The sequence below is a fragment of the Staphylococcus hominis subsp. hominis genome (assembly GCF_002901845.1).
Taxonomy (GTDB): domain Bacteria; phylum Bacillota; class Bacilli; order Staphylococcales; family Staphylococcaceae; genus Staphylococcus; species Staphylococcus hominis.
The window spans coordinates 824,932-847,650 of the sequence record NZ_PPQE01000025.1; the positions used below are offsets into that span (position 1 = coordinate 824,932).

The 22,719-nt window shown below is 28.7% G+C and carries 25 protein-coding genes, 2 pseudogenes and 1 riboswitch; all 27 genes and pseudogenes read right to left on the bottom strand.

The features are described 5' to 3' along the window. Positions 1-7 precede the first annotated feature (7 nt). A complete protein-coding gene (gcvT, locus tag CD034_RS05590) occupies positions 8-1,099 on the bottom strand; it encodes a glycine cleavage system aminomethyltransferase GcvT (RefSeq protein ID WP_002455297.1) in 1,092 nt (363 codons plus the stop codon). A 73-nt stretch (positions 1,100-1,172) separates the two neighbouring features. Then, positions 1,173-1,294: riboswitch (glycine riboswitch) on the bottom strand. Next, positions 1,291-1,800 carry a shikimate kinase gene (locus CD034_RS05595; RefSeq protein WP_002449809.1) on the bottom strand — a complete coding sequence of 170 codons (510 nt, stop codon included), beginning with the start codon at positions 1,798-1,800 and terminating at the stop codon, positions 1,291-1,293. It overlaps the preceding riboswitch by 4 nt. Positions 1,801-1,964: 164 nt before the next feature. Next, complete coding sequence (locus CD034_RS05605) at positions 1,965-2,354, bottom strand: competence type IV pilus minor pilin ComGF (protein WP_227967711.1); 390 nt, start codon at positions 2,352-2,354, stop codon at positions 1,965-1,967. Between the two features lie 25 nt (positions 2,355-2,379). Next, entirely contained in the window at positions 2,380-2,688 is a 309-nt protein-coding gene (locus tag CD034_RS11300; RefSeq protein ID WP_002455295.1) for a hypothetical protein, read from the bottom strand. Continuing rightward, on the bottom strand, positions 2,654-3,034 hold the full coding sequence (locus tag CD034_RS05610) for a competence protein (RefSeq protein ID WP_231911333.1): 381 nt from the start codon (positions 3,032-3,034) through the stop codon (positions 2,654-2,656). The genes CD034_RS11300 and CD034_RS05610 overlap by 35 nt, the downstream gene beginning before the upstream one ends. A 43-nt stretch (positions 3,035-3,077) precedes the next feature. Continuing rightward, complete coding sequence (comGC, locus tag CD034_RS05615; protein WP_002449700.1) at positions 3,078-3,389, bottom strand: competence type IV pilus major pilin ComGC; 312 nt, start codon at positions 3,387-3,389, stop codon at positions 3,078-3,080. Positions 3,390-3,407: 18 nt separating this feature from the next. Beyond that, the gene (comGB, locus tag CD034_RS05620; RefSeq protein ID WP_002455292.1) at positions 3,408-4,472 is read right to left on the bottom strand and encodes a competence type IV pilus assembly protein ComGB; all 1,065 of its coding nucleotides are present in this window, start codon (positions 4,470-4,472) and stop codon (positions 3,408-3,410) included. Then, positions 4,444-5,418, bottom strand: coding sequence for a competence type IV pilus ATPase ComGA (gene comGA / locus CD034_RS05625; protein WP_002449861.1), 975 nt, complete (start codon positions 5,416-5,418; stop codon positions 4,444-4,446). Before comGA ends, comGB begins: the two co-directional genes overlap by 29 nt. 50 nt (positions 5,419-5,468) lie before the next feature. Continuing rightward, on the bottom strand, positions 5,469-6,095 hold the full coding sequence (locus tag CD034_RS05630; protein WP_002449717.1) for an MBL fold metallo-hydrolase: 627 nt from the start codon (positions 6,093-6,095) through the stop codon (positions 5,469-5,471). 1 nt (position 6,096) lies between these two features. Next, the gene (locus CD034_RS05635; RefSeq protein ID WP_103288190.1) at positions 6,097-6,420 is read right to left on the bottom strand and encodes an MTH1187 family thiamine-binding protein; all 324 of its coding nucleotides are present in this window, start codon (positions 6,418-6,420) and stop codon (positions 6,097-6,099) included. After that, positions 6,420-7,406, bottom strand: coding sequence for an ROK family glucokinase (locus CD034_RS05640; RefSeq protein WP_002449785.1), 987 nt, complete (start codon positions 7,404-7,406; stop codon positions 6,420-6,422). The genes CD034_RS05635 and CD034_RS05640 overlap by 1 nt, the downstream gene beginning before the upstream one ends. Further along, positions 7,403-7,606: a YqgQ family protein gene (locus CD034_RS05645; protein WP_037555982.1), complete on the bottom strand. Its 204-nt coding sequence runs from the start codon at positions 7,604-7,606 to the stop codon at positions 7,403-7,405. Before CD034_RS05645 ends, CD034_RS05640 begins: the two co-directional genes overlap by 4 nt. After that, complete coding sequence (locus tag CD034_RS05650) at positions 7,590-9,047, bottom strand: rhomboid family protein (RefSeq protein ID WP_002449916.1); 1,458 nt, start codon at positions 9,045-9,047, stop codon at positions 7,590-7,592. The genes CD034_RS05645 and CD034_RS05650 overlap by 17 nt, the downstream gene beginning before the upstream one ends. Beyond that, a complete protein-coding gene (locus CD034_RS05655; protein ID WP_002449726.1) occupies positions 9,047-9,598 on the bottom strand; it encodes a 5-formyltetrahydrofolate cyclo-ligase in 552 nt (183 codons plus the stop codon). The genes CD034_RS05650 and CD034_RS05655 overlap by 1 nt, the downstream gene beginning before the upstream one ends. Positions 9,599-9,806: 208 nt before the next feature. Next, positions 9,807-9,956 (bottom strand): 50S ribosomal protein L33, encoded by a 150-nt coding sequence (rpmG, locus tag CD034_RS05660; RefSeq protein ID WP_002449881.1) that lies wholly within the window; start codon positions 9,954-9,956, stop codon positions 9,807-9,809. Positions 9,957-10,078: 122 nt separating this feature from the next. Next, positions 10,079-12,124 (bottom strand): peptidoglycan D,D-transpeptidase FtsI family protein, encoded by a 2,046-nt coding sequence (locus tag CD034_RS05665; protein ID WP_064206772.1) that lies wholly within the window; start codon positions 12,122-12,124, stop codon positions 10,079-10,081. Between the two features lie 129 nt (positions 12,125-12,253). Further along, positions 12,254-12,856, bottom strand: coding sequence for a superoxide dismutase (locus CD034_RS05670; protein WP_049431027.1), 603 nt, complete (start codon positions 12,854-12,856; stop codon positions 12,254-12,256). Positions 12,857-13,087: 231 nt separating this feature from the next. Beyond that, positions 13,088-13,510 (bottom strand): Fur family transcriptional regulator, encoded by a 423-nt coding sequence (locus CD034_RS05675; protein WP_002455286.1) that lies wholly within the window; start codon positions 13,508-13,510, stop codon positions 13,088-13,090. A 3-nt stretch (positions 13,511-13,513) separates the two neighbouring features. Further along, positions 13,514-14,359, bottom strand: a complete 846-nt coding sequence (locus tag CD034_RS05680; RefSeq protein ID WP_002449745.1) for a metal ABC transporter permease — start codon at positions 14,357-14,359, stop codon at positions 13,514-13,516. 56 nt (positions 14,360-14,415) lie between these two features. After that, on the bottom strand, positions 14,416-15,192 hold the full coding sequence (locus tag CD034_RS05685) for a metal ABC transporter ATP-binding protein (RefSeq protein ID WP_002455284.1): 777 nt from the start codon (positions 15,190-15,192) through the stop codon (positions 14,416-14,418). Positions 15,193-15,312: 120 nt separating this feature from the next. Then, a complete protein-coding gene (locus CD034_RS05690) occupies positions 15,313-16,203 on the bottom strand; it encodes a deoxyribonuclease IV (RefSeq protein WP_002449740.1) in 891 nt (296 codons plus the stop codon). A gap of 9 nt (positions 16,204-16,212) precedes the next feature. After that, positions 16,213-17,559, bottom strand: a complete 1,347-nt coding sequence (locus CD034_RS05695) for a DEAD/DEAH box helicase (RefSeq protein ID WP_002449896.1) — start codon at positions 17,557-17,559, stop codon at positions 16,213-16,215. A gap of 24 nt (positions 17,560-17,583) precedes the next feature. Continuing rightward, the gene (locus CD034_RS05700; protein WP_002455282.1) at positions 17,584-18,687 is read right to left on the bottom strand and encodes a Nif3-like dinuclear metal center hexameric protein; all 1,104 of its coding nucleotides are present in this window, start codon (positions 18,685-18,687) and stop codon (positions 17,584-17,586) included. Next, positions 18,677-19,366 carry a tRNA (adenine(22)-N(1))-methyltransferase gene (locus tag CD034_RS05705; RefSeq protein ID WP_002449878.1) on the bottom strand — a complete coding sequence of 230 codons (690 nt, stop codon included), beginning with the start codon at positions 19,364-19,366 and terminating at the stop codon, positions 18,677-18,679. The genes CD034_RS05700 and CD034_RS05705 overlap by 11 nt, the downstream gene beginning before the upstream one ends. A 103-nt stretch (positions 19,367-19,469) precedes the next feature. Next, positions 19,470-20,576, bottom strand: a complete 1,107-nt coding sequence (rpoD, locus tag CD034_RS05710; RefSeq protein WP_002449793.1) for an RNA polymerase sigma factor RpoD — start codon at positions 20,574-20,576, stop codon at positions 19,470-19,472. A 273-nt stretch (positions 20,577-20,849) separates the two neighbouring features. Beyond that, positions 20,850-21,275 (bottom strand): annotated as a pseudogene (locus tag CD034_RS11560) (DnaB-like helicase N-terminal domain-containing protein); the annotation flags it as partial. A 161-nt stretch (positions 21,276-21,436) separates the two neighbouring features. Next, a pseudogene (gene dnaG / locus CD034_RS05715) lies at positions 21,437-22,658 on the bottom strand (DNA primase); the annotation flags it as partial. Positions 22,659-22,719 lie beyond the last annotated feature (61 nt).

The following is a 22,719-nucleotide window of genomic DNA, read 5'->3' on the forward strand; positions in this document are numbered from 1 at the left end:
CCCTTAGTTATTTTTCGATTTGGTTTTTCTTAACAATTTTAGCTTTTAATTGTCTTTTACGAACTTGAACTAGTAATTCTTTACCTAACTCAAATTCATCACGATCAATAATAGCCATAGCAATTGATTTTCCTGAAGAAGGTGATTGAGTTCCTGAAGTAATTTCACCTATTTCTTTTCCGTCAAGATTCATTACTGTATAACCCGTTCTTGCAATGCCTTTATCTATAAGTTCTAAACCCACAGTACGTCGTTTTGACCCATTCTCTTTTTGATTTTTTAAAACAGATTTACCAATAAATTCATCTTCAATTAAAGGTTTAGCAGCAAAACCAATTCCACCTTCATAAGGCGTGATTGATTCAGTGAGATCTTGTCCATGAAGAGGTAAACCAGCTTCTAATCTAAGTGTATCTCTTGCACCTAAACCACAAGGTACAACGCCTTTATCAATAAAACCATTCCAAATGTCAACTGTATCATTTGAATTACAATAAATTTCAAAACCATCTTCACCTGTATATCCAGATTGAGATAAGATAACATTTTTTCCAAAGATAGTTACATTTTGTTTGAATTCAAAAGGCTTCATTTCACTTACATCAACATCAACAAGTTCACTTACTAAAGTTCTTGCTTGAGGACCTTGAATCGCTAATTGACCATATTGTTCAGACACATTTGTTACAGCAGCATTAAATTTAGATTGATGTTTTTGAATCCATTCGAAATCCTTATCAGTATTGGCTGCATTAACAATTAATAAGTATTTGTTATCAGCAATTTTATATGTTACTAAATCATCAATAATACCACCCTCATCATTACATAAAGCTGTATATTGAGCTTTAGTTTCAGATAAATTAGTAGTATCATTTGAAAGTAAATATTGAACAAATTTACTAGCATTTTCACCTTCAATTAAAATTTCTCCCATATGACTTACATCGAACATACCCACTTTGTATCTAACTGCGTTATGTTCTTCTTTAATACTAGTAAATTGGACAGGCATAGCCCACCCACCGAATTCAACTATTTTAGCACCACTATTTACATAAGTTTCATATAATGGTGTCTTTTTTAATTCGCTTGTCATTTAAAAACCCCCTATTTTATAAAAAAAGCAGAGTAGCAGAAGCTACCCTGTCTAAATAACAAATCCAGGACTGCGTAACAGTATTATCCTTTTGCCTGAGAGTTTCGTAGTTTACTTGCACCTTCGGCGATAACATGACATAATTTCAAAACAACTATAGAATCAGTTCAAGTTATTCTCTCTAATACTGATCATTCGCATGGTATATGATTTAAAATTGTTTTATATACACATTCAATTGTTTTACTACTATCTACTTTTGTGGATGCGATTTCATTATATCTTGAAACTCTCGATAAATACAAGTCTTTTAATTGTTTTTCACTTTTGTTTTTCGCATTTGGTCTATGTGGATCATTAGCAATTCTATGATAGATAATATCAATATCACAATCTAACCAAATAACTGTTTTATTTTTTAAAAGTGAGATAGAATCATCGTTTTCTATAATCCCTCCTCCCGTTGATATAATATCGTATTTACCAATACAATCCTTTAAATAGTTATATTCTAACTTACGAAATCCTTTTTCACCAATTTCATTAAAAATATCTGGTATTGTTTTAAATTCTTTCATTTCTATATATGTATCTAAATCAATATATGAATAGTATAATTTTGAAGCCAAATATTCACCAATAGTACTTTTACCAGTACCCATAAAGCCTGTTAATATAAGTGGTAAATAAGAATGAGTCATCCTAATCACCTCTCTTAAGTTTATCACTTATTATACTATCATAATATATTTGAATATTATGTATTGTTTTTAATTTTATACTATATTGAGCAGAATAAGTAGATATAATTATCAAATATATACTAAGAATAAATAATGTATAGCTACTTATATATCCTTTCATTTTATAAAAATAAGTTTTTTTCATAGTAGTCGTTTTTATCACCTATTTTTAGATTTAATTTTATGATGTTAGAAGGTAAAATTTGAAATTCTGCATTGATGACGTTATTTAGTAAAACGATATTGCCATTTCCATTAATTTTGTAAAATAGTTTGTTGTTTTTAAATTCTATATAATCTTTAGACGATTCATTATCAATGATAATTGTATGTTTATCCTTAATTATAAGGGCATGATGTTTTTTCGAAATAATTTGAGTTATATTTGTCTGAAAAAAAGCATATTCTGTTTGATAACTATTATATGACTCGTATAAATAGGAATGAGTCAATTTAATTAATTGAGGAAAAAATGTTAACATCATTGTTGTTAAAAATAATGAAACTAACATTTCTATTAAAGTGAACGATTTTAATTTAATATTTAACGCATGATTCGATTTCAGTTTCTTTGTGAAGTCCACATATTTTATTGGAATAAAGTTTAATATGATAATCACCTAAATTTATACCTTTTGAAATGGTTTTTTTATCATAATGGTTGATACTACTCATTATGGTTTGCTTGATTTCAACAATTTGGTATTCTCTTTTTAATGTATGATTTAAACTGATTAGTAGTGGAATTAAAGTAAAAACTATAGTAGTGAATATATATAAGCTAAATAAACTATCGATGAGTAACACTGCTTTAAATTTTAAAATATCTAATTCTTCCTTTTTCAATATTAATGATTAATTTATATTGATGTTGATTAATTTTCAATATTAAAGAGCCAAACTGATTTGTTCTTCCTTCTTTATTAAAAGTAATTTTCCCTAAATTTTTAACTTCAACTATTTTTCCATCTTCAATATTGTAATTGTACCGACCACCATGTGCTTCTATTACTTTTATAATTGAGGAATGTTTTGAAATTAACAATGTAATAGATTGATGATTACGCATCGCTTTAGATTTAAAATATTCTAATTGATTAACAAATTGTGTTGCTTTTATATCGTCTGACAAAGAAATATTGTTAAATACATTTACCCTTAACGTTGCATTAAGTAAGATTGTTAAAATCAAAATGATTAATAGGCTCTCTATAAAAGTGAATGATTTAATACTCTTACTCTGCAACTGCTTCTCCATTTTTAATACTGATAGTTTCTCCAGACTTACAAGATGATTGCCCTTGTTTTATAAACCCTTCAGTTATTAAGTTCTCAATAGAATTAGGAACTCTATTATGTTTTAAAGTATAAGCTTCAATTTGACTATTGACCATTTTCACTTGTGCTTCACATCCTGTTGATTGAATATGTGCCATTTGTTTAGCTATGTTTGGAATAATAAGAATGAGTAAAACACTAATTATTAATAGTACAAGTAACATCTCGATTAAAGTAAAAGCTTTTAATTTATGTTTGAATTTTTTCATAAAAACCTCCATTTTACTTTATTTAATATTTTGCATAAGTTGGAACATGGGTAACATGATCACTAGATACAAGCTGACTATAAAGGCTCCTAAGAATATAAATACGATAGGTTGGATCATTTTTGATTGTTTTAAAGCTGTTTGTTGGAGCCTTTGAATTAATATTTGACAATACATTTTCAACTCAATATCTAATTTATTGTTTTTCTCACCTTGCTTAATAAACTGTATTAAATCATATTGATAACATGGTATTTTAATCAAAATATTGGGTAAATTAATGCCTCTATTTAGTTCATTTTGAATAACGATACCAATATAATTCAAAAATGAGTTGTTTTGTAGATGAATGTACATATCTACGACTTGTTGAATACTAATACCATTTTTATAAAATAAAGCTAAATCATTAGCAAGTTGATATGTTTTTATAGTCGAATAATAAAAACGTACAATTGGTATGTAAGAAATGAATGTAAGTTTTTTGGATATATCTAATTTATTAAGAAAGATAAATATAATGATGGATAAAGTTAGTAAAGTAGAAAAAACAAAAAGAAAAATTTGTGGTAAATGACTAATTAAATATGTAATAATAGTTTGTGATAAATTGAGTTTAACATCCATCATTGAATACAGATGTTTAAATTGAGGTAAAACTGTATAATTTAATATACTTAACATAGTTATAAATATTGCAATTAAAATAATGGGATATTGAATAGCTTTTAATATTCGTTGTTTAGCTTGAAGATTTGTTTTTAAATAATTCATTGCTTCCTCTAGTGCTTCATTTATATTCCCATATTTCTGCGCAAATTGAATTTGAGTGATAATAGATTTAGGATAGCCTATTAATTCTAATATTTGATCGCATTCTCCTCCCGTTTTTATTATTTTAACTATCTTATTTGCTATATTTTTATTTTTATAATTAAAATACAAATTTATAAAATTAAAACATTCTAATAATGTAAATCCACTTTTAAGTAAGTTATTCAAATTATTTAGAAGTATAATTTGTTGATTTTCGCTAAGAACTTTAGAATGTTTGTTAAATATATTTTTCAACCACATCTTCACATATAAGACCTTCTTTCGATAGCGATAACAATTTTTCTTTTAAATTATTAAATGTCTCAGGAAGCGTATGGTTATGTTCAAAAAAATATTGAATTTGATTATTTGTAATAGACTCACAAACAAGCTTTCTTTGATTTAAAGTAGTTGTAACTAATCTTTGATTTGAAATGACATTTATTGCTTGTGAAATTTCTTGAACACTAATCCCCATCTCTAACAATCTGAGTATTGCGCCCTTACAATTGCTTGAATGCATAGTGGTTAGTACTAAATGACCACTTAAACTTGCTTGAATAACACATTTTGCCACTTCAGCATCTCTAATTTCACCAATTAAAATAACATCTGGATCACATCTTAATATTGCTTTAAATGAATTAACATAATCTATACCAGCTTTATGATTTACTGACACTTGTGTTATCCCTTTTAATAATTGTTCAACAGGATTTTCTATTGTAATAACATTTAAATTTAATTCTTGAAAAGCATAGAGTACTAATTGATACATCAAAGTACTTTTACCTGAACCTGTTGGACCAGTAAGTAAAATGAGACCTTGCTTTTTATTCATTAGAGGTTTAAAGTCATTAAAGTCTTTATACTCTCTTTTAGAAGTGAAATATTGAGGGATAAGTCTGATAACACAACTTTCTATTCCTAATGACAAAGGTAAAGTAGAAATTCTTAAATAAAATATTGATTTAGCATGATAAGTATATCTACCACTTTGAGCTACTTGATGTGTTGATACATCTAAATTTGCTTTAAATTTCATATAAATTAATAATTTTTCATAAATGTCATTACTAAATATTTCATACGTCTCTAACCTATCATTCACTCTGAATTTAATATGTACTTTATCCTCTGAAGGAATAAAGTGTACGTCACTTGCATTTTTTGAAATTGCTTTATTAATTATTTCTTGAAATAATAATTTCAAAAAAACACCTCCTACATATATAAACGTAAGAGGTGTTTAAATTACTTTTTTTATTGTCCATCTAAATATGGATTGAGTTGTTCATCATCTACCGTAGTGTATTGACCGTGACCTGGGAATAAAGGCAAATCTCCGTCTAATTCAAATAATTTGTCTTTAATTGAGTCTACTAATGTTTCATAGTCTCCTCTATATAAGTCTGTTCTTCCAATACCGTTATTAAATAATGTATCTCCGACTACTGCAAAATCGTCAAAAACGTAAGTTAAACTTCCTGGTGAATGACCTGGTGTATGAATAACATTAAATTTAAATTCATCAATTGTAAAATTACCTTCATCTAAAGCAATTGGTTGAGCTTTACTAGTAGTGAGTGGCATACCATATTGTTTAAACTTTGAAGAACCATTTTTTTCAGGATCAGTTAAGAAAGAAAATTCTTCTTTATGCATATAAACAGGTACATCATATTTGGATAATACATCATCTAAAGCACCAATATGATCAAAATGAGCATGTGTAAGTAATATTGCTTTCAAAGGTTTATTGATTTGATTTAATTGCTTAAATATTTTATCAGATTCTCCGGCAGGGTCAACTAATAATACACTGTTATCGCTTTCTATAAAATATGCGTTTGTATCAACTAATCCTAAAGATAAATTAGAAATTCTCATATTACTCTCCTTGTTTATCTAAGTGTTTTTGAACAGATTTTAACTTATCATTCATTTTACGAGACTTATCTCTTCTATCATCAATACGGATATTTGTACATACTCTATTTAATCCTTTATCAAATGGTAATTCGTGAATTGCTTGAACTACTTCAAATAAATTTTTAAGATCACCTTCGATAAGCGTATTCATAGGTGTTAATTGATAGTCAATTTTACCTTGTTTTTTAAATTCTTCTAGTTTCATTTGGATTTCTGCAATATATTTACTAACACTTGGACCTTCCGTTCCAACTGGTATAACAACTACATCAACAATAGCCATTATTTAACACCATCCTTTTCAATTATATATGTTTTTATTAGTCCAGCAGCACCAGTGATACCAGCATCATTTCCAAGTTTTGCTTGGACAATTTCAGTATCTTTTTGAGCAGGAGTAAATGTTAAATTATGATATTCTGTTTTAATATTTTCAATTAATATTAATCCTGCTGTAGACATTCCTCCACCTAAAACAATATATTTAGGATTGCTTGTAGCACTAATTATACTACATAAATAAGCGATATGATTTGCGACCTTCTCTGTTATAAATATGCAGAATTGATCTCCTGCTTTTGCTGCATCAAATACAGCTTTAGCAGTTACTTTATTTTCTTTTATAAGTGATAAAATAGATGATTTAAAAGTAAGTTTAGGATAATAAAAATTGACTAAATTAACAACTCCAGTAGCTGAAGCAACAGTTTCAATACATCCTGATTTGCCGCAGTTACAATTAAAACGTTGATCAAAATCAGTTCTAATATGACCTATTTCCGCACCTGAACCATTATGACCATGTACAATTTCACCATTTGAAATGATACCTCCACCAAGACCAGTACCAAGTGTAATAGCAACTACATCATTTGCACCTTGACCCGCACCTTTATGCTTTTCACCTAGTGCAGCTACATTTGCATCATTATCAACATATACAGGACAATCTATAAATTCACTAAAAATCTCTCTCACATTTACATTTCCAGGCCAATGTAAATTAACAGCCCCATGTACGATTCCCGTTTCAAAATCAACAGGACCGGGAACTCCTATACCAACTCCGATAACATTTTGAAGATCAAAGTGATAAGATTCAGTTGCTTCTTTAAAAGAATCAAAGACTTGCCTTAATAATGTTCGACCTGTATGGTCTGAAGTATCGGTTTCAATAGACCATTTATGTAATCGTTCTAATTTCGTATCAAAGATACCTAGTTTACATGTTGTTCCACCTATATCAGCTGCTAAAATAATATTTTTCATTTATGCTCATTCCTTCTTTGATTAATTATTAAAATACATTTTAGATATTCTTCTTTTGATAAAAGATCATAATTGTAAAGAGAACGTATTTCTTGTTGCATCATTTCATACATATCTTCTTTATCTTTAAAATATATAATAAAACCATAACGTTTCAAAAGTTGCAAGACATCATAAAAATTGTTAATTTTTAGATTCATTACTATCTTTCAATTCTTTTTCTAAATTTTTATAGCTTTGGTTGTTGCCATCAATTTTTAAAGCTTTTTTTATATATTTTAAAGATTTATCGTTATCATTTAATGCTCTATTAGCTATGGATAATTCATAGTTTAGTAATGCAGAGTTAGGATGACTTCTTAGGCCTCTTTCCCAATCAGCCATTGCTTCTGCTTTAGAACTTTTAGTAGCAGTTATTAAACCCTTTAAGTAATATGTTTCATCATCATCGTATCCTTTATTGATTGTATGTTCAACAATTGATAAAGCATCATCATAATTATAAGATATCATTTCGTCTTTAATAAGTTTATCGTAAATATTTTCCTCTTTAATTGAAAATATTCTAATTTGTAATAAAACAAAAAGTACTAATAATAAAATTAAAAATAACCAAAATAAATTACGGTTCTCATGAAAATAATAGCCTATTAATGTAATAAGGAAACCACCTATGAAACCACCTAAATGAGCCATTAAATTAATGTTCGACATAAATAGCGAGACAAAAATCAATATTAATACAACAACTAACAATTGTATTATCATTTTCTTATTAAAAGTCTTACTTAAGTACATCATCGTTAAAATAGCTCCTATAAGACCAAAAATAGCTCCACTTGCACCAACAGATATGGTACTTATATTAAAGGATAACGAAGCAAAGTTTCCAAATAAACCAGAAATTAAATAGATACCTAACATTTTATATGGACCAACGATAGTCTCTACAATTTTACCAAAAATGAATAAAGATAGCATATTCATTAAAATATGTTCAAAATTAAAATGTAAAAACATCGAGGTAATAAGACGGTACCACTCTCCGTGCACTACATTGAAGTGTACTAATCCCCCAACATCTAGTAACTTAATATCTGAAAAATGATTTAGATAAATCTTCATATATAACCATATTAGAACGTTTATAGCTATAAGTGTATAAGTCATTGGTGAAAACATCATCATATACTTATCAACAAGATTCGTATTAAGTACACGTTTTTTATAATCCAACGATGATTTTTTTTCTTTTTTATTAATGCGCTTTTTTAAAATAAAATTAGGCATTGTATTTTCTAAGTCTTTTTCATTAGTGATACTATGATAAATCAACTTAGTAGGATGCATTTCATCGAGATGATCAATATTCATCGATGTTTCTAAAAAGTAGAAGAACTCGACTTTTTTAATTTTAAATCCTAACTTTTTTTGTAAATTCTCTTTATGATCATTTATTTTAGATTTGTCGAAGCGTATCTCTTGAGTTGAACTCACTTCTTTTCTAAATACAATAAGTTCTTCTTTTTTCTTATTGGATAACCAAATTTCATTTGTATTTTTATCTGTGTGTTCTAATTTATAGTTAAAATATTTGATCCAATAATAAATTGATTTCCAATATAGTTTATCAATATTCATTAATTCCTCCCAAATTTAGTATTACATATAATTAAATTATCTACAGGTTGATCATGTTTTTCCACATCGAAATCTGATATTTGGAAGTCATATATAAGACTAATCGAGTTAATATCGTGTTGATTTAGAAATTTATCATAGTAACCTCCTCCGTATCCTATACGAAAACCATTTGTTTGAAAAGCTATTCCAGGTACAATAAGTAAGTCCATGTCATTACTAATAGATGTATCTTCATTAACATAATTAATACCTTTATCATCGGTAGCTATTGATGACAAATCTAATAGTTGTTTAAAATTCATATTACGACTTCTGTAATCTGTATCGGGCACAAAAATTTGTTTTCCATTATCTAAAGCGAAAGTAATAATATTGTATGTATTAATCTCGTGTGGCATAGACAAAAATATACCGATACGATGTGCTTTTTTAAATTTTTCATTTTCAATTAATTGTTTCATTAACCAAATATCAGCTTTACGCTTATTTTTTTTATCAAAGTCTTTCATTTGTGATAAAATATTTTTTCTAATTTGCTTTTTACCCATTCTTTCTCCCATCCTTTAATATATTATAACGTTATTATATAGTGATGTCATTTATGATAATTCAAATTATTTTAAGTTAAAAAATATATTAATCTATATAAAATAAATATAATTGCTAATTATATATTTAAGATGATTAATGGTTGAATGATCTACTAAAGTAAAAAAGGTTGGAACAATTTTGTTCCAACCTTTTTTACTTTTAATATTATTTAGTTTCACGATGTAGAGTTTGTTTGTTATCACGTGAACAATATTTTTTCATTTCAATACGTTCAGGATTGTTTCTTTTATTTTTAGTAGTAATGTAGTTTCTGTCACCACATTCAGTACAAGCTAATGTTACGTTTACGCGCATGATTATACCTCCTTACCTTTTCTAAATACGACTTTATTATCATACCACTTAGACGATTAATTGAAAAGTATTAATTTTTACTAGTATTAAGTAGAAAAGCATCTTATCAACGGTTATTAAAATTATTTTTCATTTTTAAAGTAGTAATTAATGATATCTCTTCCTAAATCTCCCCCATTTAACCATGGTGGCGGAACAGGTTGATTAGTATATACGATAGAAAAAGCTAATTTAGGATCTTTAATAGGCGCATAACCTATATATGTTGAGTTAACTCTAGATTGTCCGTTTTGATAAACTTCAGCAGTACCAGTTTTACCAGCTGATGGAACAACAGTTTTATGAAAGCTTGCATAGCCTGTACCATCTTTTTCATTGAAAGCCATCTTGAATCCTTGTTTTACTTCATCTATCTCATCTTGAGAATTATTAATTTTATTTAGTATATTACCTTTAATTTTATCTTTAACCGGTCCTACTTGATCACTATTTGTTGCGTCATGTATAGCTAAACCAATGTGCGGTTGTACTCTGTAACCATTATTTGCAATTGTAGATATATATTGTGAAAGTTGAATAGGTGTATAAGTATCATACTGACCTATTGATAAATCTAAATAATTGCCTGGATTATTAGTTAATGGTTCAATTTGACCAATTGTTTCATTAGGTAAATCGATACCTGTTTTAACACCTAATCCTACTTGATTTAGACCTTTTCTTAGTTTTTGACCAGCTTCTTCAATATTATTAGGTAAACTCATACCACTTGAGTAAGGATCACCAGCTAGTCTTAAAGCAGTTTTAAACATATATACGTTTGAAGAATGCATTAATGCTTCTTTGTCGTTAATTAGGACTTTGCCATTTTGGTTAAAGTAAGAACGTTTAGTTAGTCCGCCTCTAAAGTGTAAAGGTTCATCAATCATTTCTTCACCGACTTTGATAGTATGATTTTGATAACCAGTTAATAAGGTTGCTCCTTTAACAGAAGAACCGACTGCAAATTGGCCAGTAAAGTTACCTAAATCATAATCTAGCAGTTCACCATTTTTATCAATTTGTCTTCCAGCCATTGCAAGAATATCACCATTTTTAGGATTTTGAACAACTACAAGCGCATTGTCCATGTTGGTTGCTCCTTGACTACGCAGTGTTTTTATTTCGTTTTCTAACAGAGACTCAACTTTTTTCTGTAAATCAATGTCAATTGTTAGTTGTAAATCATTTCCACGTGACCCAGGGTTAATCACTTTAGAACTAATAACTTTACCAGATTTATCAGTAGTGTATTTCAGCTGTTTCTTTTTACCACGTAGAATGTCTTCATATTGATACTCTAGATAAGCTTTCCCTACCCTGTCATTTCTAGAATATCCTTTTGCTAAATACTGTTCAGTTAATTCTTTAGGAATACCCTCAGAAGGTGTAGAAACACTACCAAATATACTTCTTAAAGTTTCACCATATGGATATTTTCGATCCCAGTCCATTGAAGTATTGACACCAGGTAAATTATCCAATTGTTGAGAAACAGCAGCATATTCCTTTTCACTAACATCTTCATTTTTTATCATTTGCGGATCAAGTGTAGATCCAGATGACATTTCTCTATATATAGCTAACACTTGTAAATCATGCTTAGATAAACTATTTAATTGAGTATTTTTAATTTTACTATGTAATTGTTTATCATACTGTTCTTGACTTATGCTACCATTGTTAAGCATAGTTGTTTCTTTTTTCATTAATTTATTAACTTCTTTTGGATGATTTTGTATCCAAAAGTCTTGTTTATCTTGCTTTGTAATCTTATCAGTATTCATTGTAATGAGTTTAGCTAATTTTTTAGCGGTATTTAACATGTCTTGTTGACTTGTTTTTCTAGAACGCGTGTAGGTAATTGCTAATTTCGAAGCATTATCAACTAAAATCTTGCCATTTCTATCTAGTATTCTTCCTCGTGGTACGGACTCATTGACAGTAATATTCTCATCATTTTTCACTAATTGACTATAATGTGCACCTTGTGCAATTTGTAAATATCCTAGTCTTAGGACAATTAATACGAAAATCAAAACAATTGCACCAAATATAAAACGAATTCGTTTATTCATCGTATGTTTTATTTTTTCATCATTTGATTTTTCTTTTAATCTTTTAAGCAAGACAACCGACCTCAATTATTAATCATGTATACTTATAAATGATATATGAAATTGTATAATTTTTCTATATTTTTCATAAAAAAAGTGATCTCCTAAAAAGAGATCACTAATAAATACTTTTTTTATTTATTATTTTGTAGCAGCATTGTATAACTCGTCTACTTTTTCCCAATTTACAACATTCCAGAAAGCACTGATATAATCTGGACGTTTATTTTGATATTTAAGATAATAAGCATGTTCCCAAACATCTAAGCCTAAAATTGGAGTTTTTCCTTCAGTAATAGGGTTATCTTGATTTGGAGTAGTAACAATTTCTAATTTTCCATTATTTACTACTAACCAAGCCCAACCTGAACCAAAACGTGCTGCAGCTTTATCAGCGAATTCTTTTTTAAACTCATCTAAAGAACCCCATTGTTCTTTAATTTTATCAACTACAGTACCTTTTTCTTCAGAATTAGGAGTTAATAATTCCCAGAATAATGAGTGATTTAAATGACCTCCACCATTATTACGTACTGCTGTTTGAATATTTTCAGATACACTATCTAAATTTGCAACAATTTCTTCAATTGATTTAGATTCTAAATCAGTACCTTCAACTGCAGAGTTTAATTTTGTAACATAAGTGTTATGATGTTTGTCATGATGAATTTCCATTGTTTCTTTGTCGATATGTGGTTCTAATGCATCTGCTGCATATGGTAAATTTGGTAATTCAAAAGCCATAAATAATCATCCTCCTAAATTATCTTCACATAAATCATAACAAGCTATATGATGTACAACAAATCATTTGCTTTAAATATTATTCACATAGTTGTCATATTTCTTATTATACTCTTTTTATATCTCATTTTAGTAGTTTTTAAACATTATATTTCAATATTGGTAAAAATTCAGACTTTTGACCTATAAAAAAACTGAGACGCTTATTTACGTCTCAGAACATATCTCATTTTAATTTATACCTTTATTATGGCAAGTTTCACATATACCATATACTTCTAATTTATGAGTGTGAATATCTACATTAGGTAGAAATTGCTTAACTTGCTCAATTGGACAAAAATCTATTACTTTTGTATCTCCACAATTTTCACATATAAAATGATGATGATGGTGATTAGTACAAGCGATTCTAAATTTCATTTCTCCATCTAATTCTGTACTTTCAACAATATTTAAATCTTTAAAAAGATGAAGATTACGATAAATAGTATCAAAAGATATACCTGGATAATCATTGTCTAATTGTTGTTGTATATATTTAGCATTAATATATTTATCTTCATTAACAAAGATATTAATCATATCTTCTCTTTTCTTAGTATATTTTAACCCATTGTCTTTTAAAATTTTAATAGCGTCGTTTGTATTCATAATTTAATGCTCCTTTTTGGCAGTTCGTTTAGTTTTCTGTAGTAACATCGTTATTCCTAAAATTAGAACTAATAATACCACGATGACACCACCAGGAGATATATTAATATAAAATGCTAAGGTAAGTCCTAGAATGACAGAACATTCACCTATAATAATACTTAAGATAATCAACTGTTTAAATCCTTTAGTTAATCGCATTGCTATAGCTACAGGTAATGTAATTAATGCACTCACGAGTAAAATTCCTACTACTCTCATTGATGCAGAAATAACCATAGCAACAATCGTTATAAATAAAAACTGAATCCATTTTGGAATATTAATAACCTTACTATATTCCTCATCAAAAGATAAAATAAATAATTCTTTGTATAATAAAAGAATGAATAATAATACGACGATTGAAATGATCGTAATTGTGACTAAGTCACTTAAATTTACAGCACTAATTGATCCGAATAATAATCCAACAATTTCTTGATTGAACCCATCAGCTAGAGAAATAAAAATTGCGCTTAATGCAATTCCAGCACTCATTATAATTGGAATTGCAATTTCTTGATAGTTTGAATACGAAGTTCTTAATTTTTCTATAAGTAAAGCTCCAACTATTGCAAAGATTATACCAAACCACATAGGGTTTATAAATACTAATACTGGTGATAAGGTAATAATAAACATTCCAAACGAAATACCGCCTAGTGTGACGTGACTTAAAGCATCAGCAATTAATGATAATCGCCTTACCACTATAAATGCACCAATTAAAGGTGCAATAAAACCAATCAATATCCCACTTAAAAGTGAATATCTCATAAAATCAAAGTTTAACAATGCTTCAATCATGATATTCACCTCTTAATTTAATCCATATACTTATCATAATTAACTCCTATTTAAAATTATGCTTCACAGCATGAACGATTATGTTGATGATCAACAAATTTAATTGGATGACCATATATTTTTGAAATTTCAACTTCATCAAGAGACTTAAATTCTTCAGTAGAACCGTGGAAATGAAGATGTTTATTTAAGCAAGCGACTTTTGTAGCTGTGTCTACCACAACGCCTATATCATGAGTAACTAAAATAATCGTTATACCTTCTTCTTTTAAATGTTGCAAGGTGGCATAAAATTCATTCACATGTTTTGCATCAATCCCATTTGTCGGTTCGTCTAATACTAAGACAGATGGATTTGAAATTAAAGCGCGTGCAATTAGTACACGTTGTTGTTGTCCACCTGATAATTCTGCAATATTTTTATTCTTTAGATGATGAATATTTAAACGATGTAAGACATTATCTACTTGTTGTTCATCATTTTTATTAAACCACTGAAAAATTCTTTTCGTTTTAGTTAAACCACTTAAAACAACTTCTTTCACACTAGCAGGAAATCCTGCAGTAAAAGCATTGGCTTTTTGAGACACATAACTAATTTTTAATGCAGATTGAGTATTTTTTTTATAAGATTTCCCGTCAATGTATATTTCACCGCGTTGTAATGGTAATAAGCCAAGAATAACCTTTAAAAGAGTAGATTTTCCTGCTCCATTAGGACCAACAATTGCAAGAAAGTCACCTCTATTAATTCGGATATTAATGTTTTCTAATACTTGTTTATTATCAAAATAATAATCAATATTTTTTAATTCAAAAACAGGTTGATTCATCTTTTCACCTCGCTAAATACTATACAATTATATATGTTTTTTGTAAATAGTAATGTTTACGAATTAAAATAAGAGTAAGATAGTCTCTTTGTAGATTATGCTATCTTACTCTTATTTTAATTATTGATTCAATATTTTTTCTTTTAATTTAGGATCAAAAATTTGAGATTTTAACATTTCAATTTCAAAGCGATAAGGCGGCTTTTTATTTTTCTTATCTTCTCCTACATAAGGAGTTTCAAGGATTTTAGGAATGTCTTTAAAAGCTTCATGATGTACCACATTATTCAAGGCATCAAAACCAATATATCCAAATCCAATATTTTCATGTCGGTCTTTATGTGCACCTTGTTCATTTTTACTATCATTTACATGAACAACTTTAATACGGTCTATTCCAATAATTTTATCAAACTCATTCAAAACGCCATCAAAATCATTTTTGATATTATAACCAGCATCATGTGTATGACAGGTATCGAAGCAAATAGATAACCGATCGTTATGTGTCACACCATCAATAATGCGAGCAAGTTCTTCAAAACTACGTCCAATTTCTGTTCCTTTTCCAGCCATTGTTTCAAGTGCAATTCGTACATCATGATCATGTGTTAACACTTCATTTAATCCTTTAATAATCTGATTAATTCCTTTATCTGCACCAGCACCTACATGTGCACCTGGATGTAAGACAATATCTTTCGCTCCTAAAGCTTGCGTACGTTCAATCTCATTTTGAAGGAAATTAACACCTAATTCATAAACTTCAGGTTTCGTTGTATTTCCTATGTTTATTATGTAAGGAGCGTGTACAACAATATTTGATAAACCATATTGTTCCATAACTTTATGCCCTTTTTCAATATTTAAATCGTTTATACTTTTTCTTCTTGTATTTTGAGGTGCACCTGTATAAATCATAAATGTTGATTCACCAAATTGATGTGCTTCTTCGGCCGATCCTTCTAACATTTTTTTACCACTCATTGATACATGTGAGCCAATTAACATTTGTTTCACCTAACCTTTTTTATTGTTTTTTCGTTGTTGTCTACTACGTTGTTTACTGTATTGCTTTCTTTCTTGTCGTTTCATTCTTTCTACTTCTTGTTTAAATTTCTTTTTATAACCTGGTTTAACTTTATTTTTAGATTTACTTCTTACTTTATGTTTTACTTGATTTGTTAAATGATCATCTTTACGTTCGCGTTTATGACGTGTATTGTGCGCTTTGATTGGTTTAAGTTCTCCATTTTTAATATCAACATTATCAAAGTGGTAGCCTTTATCTTCAATAAGAGAAATATTATGTTCTTCATCTGGGCTATATAATGTTAGAGCCACGCCTTTATAATTTCCACGTCCTGTTCTACCCACTCTATGAGTAAAGAAATCAATATCATTAGGAACATCAAAATTCACTACATGACTAACGCCTTCAATATCAATTCCTCTTGAAGCTAAATCACTTGCAATAACATATTGGAAATCTAAATTCCGAATACGTTTCATTTGTTGTTTACGTTCTCTTGGTGTTAAACCGCCATGAATCATACCAACTTTAATGCCAGACTCATTAAGAGATTGAGCAAGTTCATTTGCATTTTCTCTACTGTTACAAAAAATAATACATAGATATGGATTTAGTATATCAATTAATTGCAAAGTTTTATCAACTTTTTCAGTTCCTTTAGTAGGAATCAAATAAAATTCAATATTTTTTTTATTTTGGGATTTGTTATCAACTACAACATATTCAGGGTGACTAAGATACTTATTTAAAAACGGTTCTAATGATTTTGGAATTGTTGCACTAAAGACTGCAATATTAGCATTTTCATCTAAACGAGCAGCAATATAATCAACATCTTCTATTAAGCCTAAATCAATGAGTAAATCTGCTTCATCGATAATTAAATATGATGCCTTATGAATATGCAAATGTCCACTCTGAGCTAAATCATTGATTCGTGTTGGTGTACCAATCACTAATTGAGGTTGTTGATTTGTTCGTTGTTTATCTTTCTCTATGTCAGTACCACCAATAAATAAACTTACTTTAATATCTGATTGAAAACTAGCTAGATGACTAGCCACTTTATACAATTGTTGTGCTAATTCACGAGTTGGTGCAACAACAATACTTTGAGGTTCTTTAATGTCAGTATTAATTAAATCTATTAAAGGTAATAAAAAGGCGTGTGATTTGCCAGTACCGGTTTGTGATTGACCAATTAAATTGGTTCCTTTTTTTATACGTGGAATAATTCTATTTTGAATTTCAGTAGGTTTATTAAAATTTAAATCTTTAACTGCATCAATAAGATTTGTATTTAAATTAAATATTTCAAATGGATGATTAGCCATTCATCTGACCTCCTTTGTATAGTTTTAAATATAATTAAATGGATCTGTATTTATTTCTGAAGCTTCTATATTAAACTGCTTACTCTCATTACTAAATAACCATTGTCCTAGTAAACCTTTAAGTCCTTCTTTCATAACGTACTCACTATAATGATTGATATCTAATAAATGAATGCCATTAGTTTTAGCATCAAGTGCATCATGATGTTTTATGTCTCCAGTAACGAAAACATCTGCTCCCTTTTTAAAAGCACTAGTTTCAAAACCGATACCAGCACCTCCGATAATAGCAACTGTTTTAATTAACGCTTCTGAAGGACCTGTATAACGAACGCTAGGAATATTTAAATGTGCTTTAGCATATTTAGCAAAATGTTCTAAATTTAACGGCTCATTTAGTTCGCCTATTTTTCCAAGACCATAATTAGCAGATGTCGTCATCTTAATAAAATCATATACAGGTGTTTCATAAGGATGGTAATTAATAATTGCATTTTTAGCAATATTTAATTGATCTTTACGAATCATAAATTCTAGCTTCACTTCATTTACATATTCAATTCGATTTAGTTCTCCAATATGAGGGCGAGCCTCTCCAACTGGTTTGAATTGACCTTTACCTTTGGACTCAAAGAAACAATATTCATAATTCCCTTCTTTTGCTAAACCAATATTATTAATATGATATTTAAATGATTCTAGATTTTCTTCGGGAATGTAAGTTTGTACTTTATAGTAAAATGATTCTTCTTCATTTAAAAATCTAATATTAGTTAAATTTAATTTTTTTGCTAGCATCTCATTGACACCATCAATGTGATTATCTAAATTGGTGTGCAAAGCAATAAGTTGAATATCATTTTGAATAAGCATGTGTATTAATTTACCATATCCATCATTAACTAATGATTTAATACCTTTAAAAATTAAAGGGTGATGGGCAATAATTGTATTGTATCCTTTGCTAATTGCCTCTTCTATTACTTCCATTGTGCAATCTAATGCTGTCAAAATACCTGTTATCTCTTTAGTGTCATCTCCAATTAATAAACCCACATTATCCCAGCTTTCAGCAGTTTTAAGGGGAACGTGTTGGTCAATAATTGACATTAGTTCTTTAATTTTCATTATAGAGTACCTCTCTTATCATTGATATCTCTTCTTCAATCTCTTCTAGTCTCTCACGATGTTGTATTGGATTCAATTGATTACGAATATGCTCTAAAGCTGCTAACTCTCTTTCCCACTTTTTTATAAAAATACCGTTTTTATTATTTAAAAGAATAGGACCAAATTTAAGTGATTTTTTATTAAGAAGATTAAGATTTTCTTTCCATTCACTAACTACAATTTCATAGATATGTCCTTTTTCTTCTAAAATTTCTTCAGCGATAATATCATAATTAAGATGTTGAAGTGTCTTGCGTAAGGTTTCAGTTTGAATATTACTTTGCAAAATTAGACGTGGATGATGTGCAAGTTTATCTTTACCTTCATCTAATATTTTCGCTATTAAAGGTCCACCCATTCCACAAATTGTGATATTATCTACTTTATCTTTCTCAGTTAGTATACTAAGACCATCACCTAATCGAACATCGATATGTTGAGTAAGTTGATGCTGTGCTACATTCTTTTTAGCAGCTGTATAAGGTCCTTTGATTACTTCGCCAGCAATAGCATCATCGCATAGATGATGTTGTAATGCATAAATAGGTAAATAAGCGTGATCAGAACCGATATCAGCTAATGAATTACTTAATAAGTATTGGCTTACAACTTTTAATCGATGATTTAATGATATCATTGTTATCTCCTTTATTATAAAAAGAGGCTAGGACATAGTATTGTCTTAGCCTCAAGTTTCTTTATACATAACATCTATCGTTAACTCAGATTCACCATTAATCTTAGTCCATAAAATCTTTAAGACGCTTGCTACGACTTGGATGTCTTAATTTTCTAAGCGCTTTAGCTTCGATTTGACGAATACGTTCTCTTGTAACACCGAACACTTTACCCACTTCTTCTAATGTTCTAGTTCGTCCGTCATCAAGGCCAAATCTTAAACGTAAAACATTTTCTTCTCTATCAGTAAGTGTATCTAAAACGTCTTCTAATTGTTCTTTCAATAACTCATAAGCAGCATGGTCAGAAGGGCTTTGTGCTTCTTGATCTTCAATAAAGTCTCCTAAGTGACTGTCATCTTCTTCACCTATTGGCGTTTCTAAGGATACTGGCTCTTGAGCTATTTTAAGTATTTCGCGAACTTTTTCAGGTGGTAAATCCATTTCTTCACCAATTTCTTCAGGAGCAGGATCACGACCTAAGTCTTGTAATAATTGTCTTTGTACGCGAATAAGCTTATTAATAGTTTCAACCATATGCACAGGAATACGGATGGTACGAGCTTGGTCAGCAATAGCACGTGTAATGGCTTGTCTAATCCACCACGTAGCATAAGTAGAAAATTTAAATCCTTTACTAAAATCGAACTTTTCTACTGCTTTGATAAGACCCATATTCCCCTCTTGGATTAAGTCTAAGAAAAGCATACCACGACCAACATACCGTTTTGCAATACTTACAACTAATCGCAAGTTGGCTTCTGCAAGGCGAGATTTTGCTACTTCATCACCTTGTTCAATACGTTTAGCTAATTCAATTTCTTCTTGTGCACTAAGAAGATTTACACGTCCAATTTCTTTTAAGTACATTCTTACAGGATCATTAATTTTAACACCTGGAGGCGCACTTAAGTCATTTGGATTTAATTTTTCATCTGTATCTGAACTATCTTTTTCATTTACTAAACTAATATCGTTATCATTTAGTTGGTCAAAGAAATCATCCATTTGGTCGGAATCCATGTCAAAATTTTGCAGCTTTTCAGCAATTTCTTCATGACTTAGATGACCTTCCTTTTTACCTTTTTCAATTAATTGTTTTTTAACATCTTCTAATGTTAAAGTCGGATCAATTGTTTGTTTTTTGATTTTAACTTGGTTATCAGACATGAAAAGGCCTCCCAATCGTATTTTAAGCTTTCAATTAAGATATTTAATTATATAATAAATTATTATAATAAGAAAAGTATATTTTATAATAAACATGAAATATTATCATTCTATAGGTAATAAAAATGATATCCTTATTTCATAAATATTTAACTTACTATTTGTCTACCCTTTAAAAAAGCATAATAACCATTATACAGTAATGGTTATTAAATATAAATACTATATTAAAAGTTTAATATTTGTTTATATTTTTTAAATTTAAATGTTCATCTACATGCGTTGCTTATTTTTATCAACTATCATTTGTAAATAATATTTTTGAGATTCTACGTCACCAATTCTAAGTGCTTCTTTTAATTTATGATTAAGTTCTTCAATAGAATCTTCATATTTGTTTTCATTTAAGGTTGAGATATATTCTTCAATTTCTAAATCATAAGGTTCTCGATTTAATTCATAATCATCAAGCTGTATAATTGCTTCTCTAATATCTTTATCTTCAATGTATAATATTAAATCACTTATCGAATAGTAATCATTTTCAGAATAATAATCGGTTAGCGCTTTAAAAATACTTTGAAAATATTTATTCGTAAAATCATTTGCTTCAAGTTGTCGGTTATAATTTAGAAATACATCTTTATCCATCATAAAATGTTTTAATAAAGCTCTTTGTGCTTTTTCACTTTTGTTTAAATGTGTAAAAACAATGTTTAAATTTTGAGTATTTGAATTCGAGTTATCATTGGTATTTCCAATATAGTCTTCTTCATATGAGATAAATTCAGGTTGTTGATGTACATTGGACATCATAGTATTGGCATCAATATTGAAAATGTCAGCTACGTCATTCACAATTTTATTTTTTAATATTGAAGATCTGACAAATGAAATATCTTCAGTAATCTCTTTAAAGTGACGCTCATAAGCTAGATCATTATTTTCAATTTCTTCTCGATAGAATTGAACTTTGTAAATAATAAACGATTTCTTCTCATTATTTAAAAATTCTATAAATTTTTCTTTACCGAATTTAACTATATATTCATCGGGATCCATGTTTTTTGGTAATTGTACTACAAATACATTTAATCCATGTTTCAGTAAATGTTCTCCAGTTTTTAAAGTGGCCTCTTGACCAGCAAAGTCTCCATCAAACATTAAAGTTATATTAGAGGTTAATTTTTTTAAAACTGTCATGTGATCTTCTGATAATGCTGTACCCATACTTGCTACCACTGTTTTTAATCCAGCGTAATCAGCTTTAATTACATCCATAAATCCTTCTAACAACATTACTTCATCATTTTTTCTAATTGATTTTCTTGCGTTATCAAGATTATAAAGTAATCGTCTTTTTTGAAAAATCGGTGTCTCAGGACTATTTAAATACTTAGGTTCTTGATTGTTATAAGTTCTACCAGAAAAACCGACAATTCTTCCTTGAGCATTTTTTAAAGGAAACATGATGCGATCTCTAAAACGATCGTAGTAACTAAAATTTTCTTCGTTACGTGATAACAAACCAGCTTCATAAGCTAGTTCTATGTCATATCCTTTTTGTTTTAAAAAGTCATGACAAAAGTGAGCGTTATTAGGGGCATACCCTATTCCACGAGATTTTATTAATTCTTCAGTGAAACCACGATTTACGAGATAATTTAAAGCTTCTTCACCTTCTACTGATTTCATTAATGCATACATATAATATTCATTAATTAATTCATGCATTTCAATCATTTTTAAGTCTTCAGATGCTATTTGAGTTGTAGAGGGATTAGAATGACCAATATCTACTTTTATATTAACGCGTTCTCCAAGTTCTTGTACTGCTTCTACGAATGAAATGTCCTTAATGTCTTGAATAAATTGAAAAACATTTCCACCTTTTTTACAACCAAAGCAATGGCATATTTGTTTATCTTCAGAAACTGTAAAAGAAGGTGTTTTTTCATCATGAAAAGGACACAAACCAATGTAATTGCGTCCTCTTTTTTCTAATTTCACATATTCACTTACTAAATCTAAAATATCTGTTTTTTCCTTTATTTCGTTAATTACAGACTGTTCTATACGCAATATATATCACCTATTAAATAGTAGTCATAATATTATACACTTTTATAAAAGGTTTTTAAAT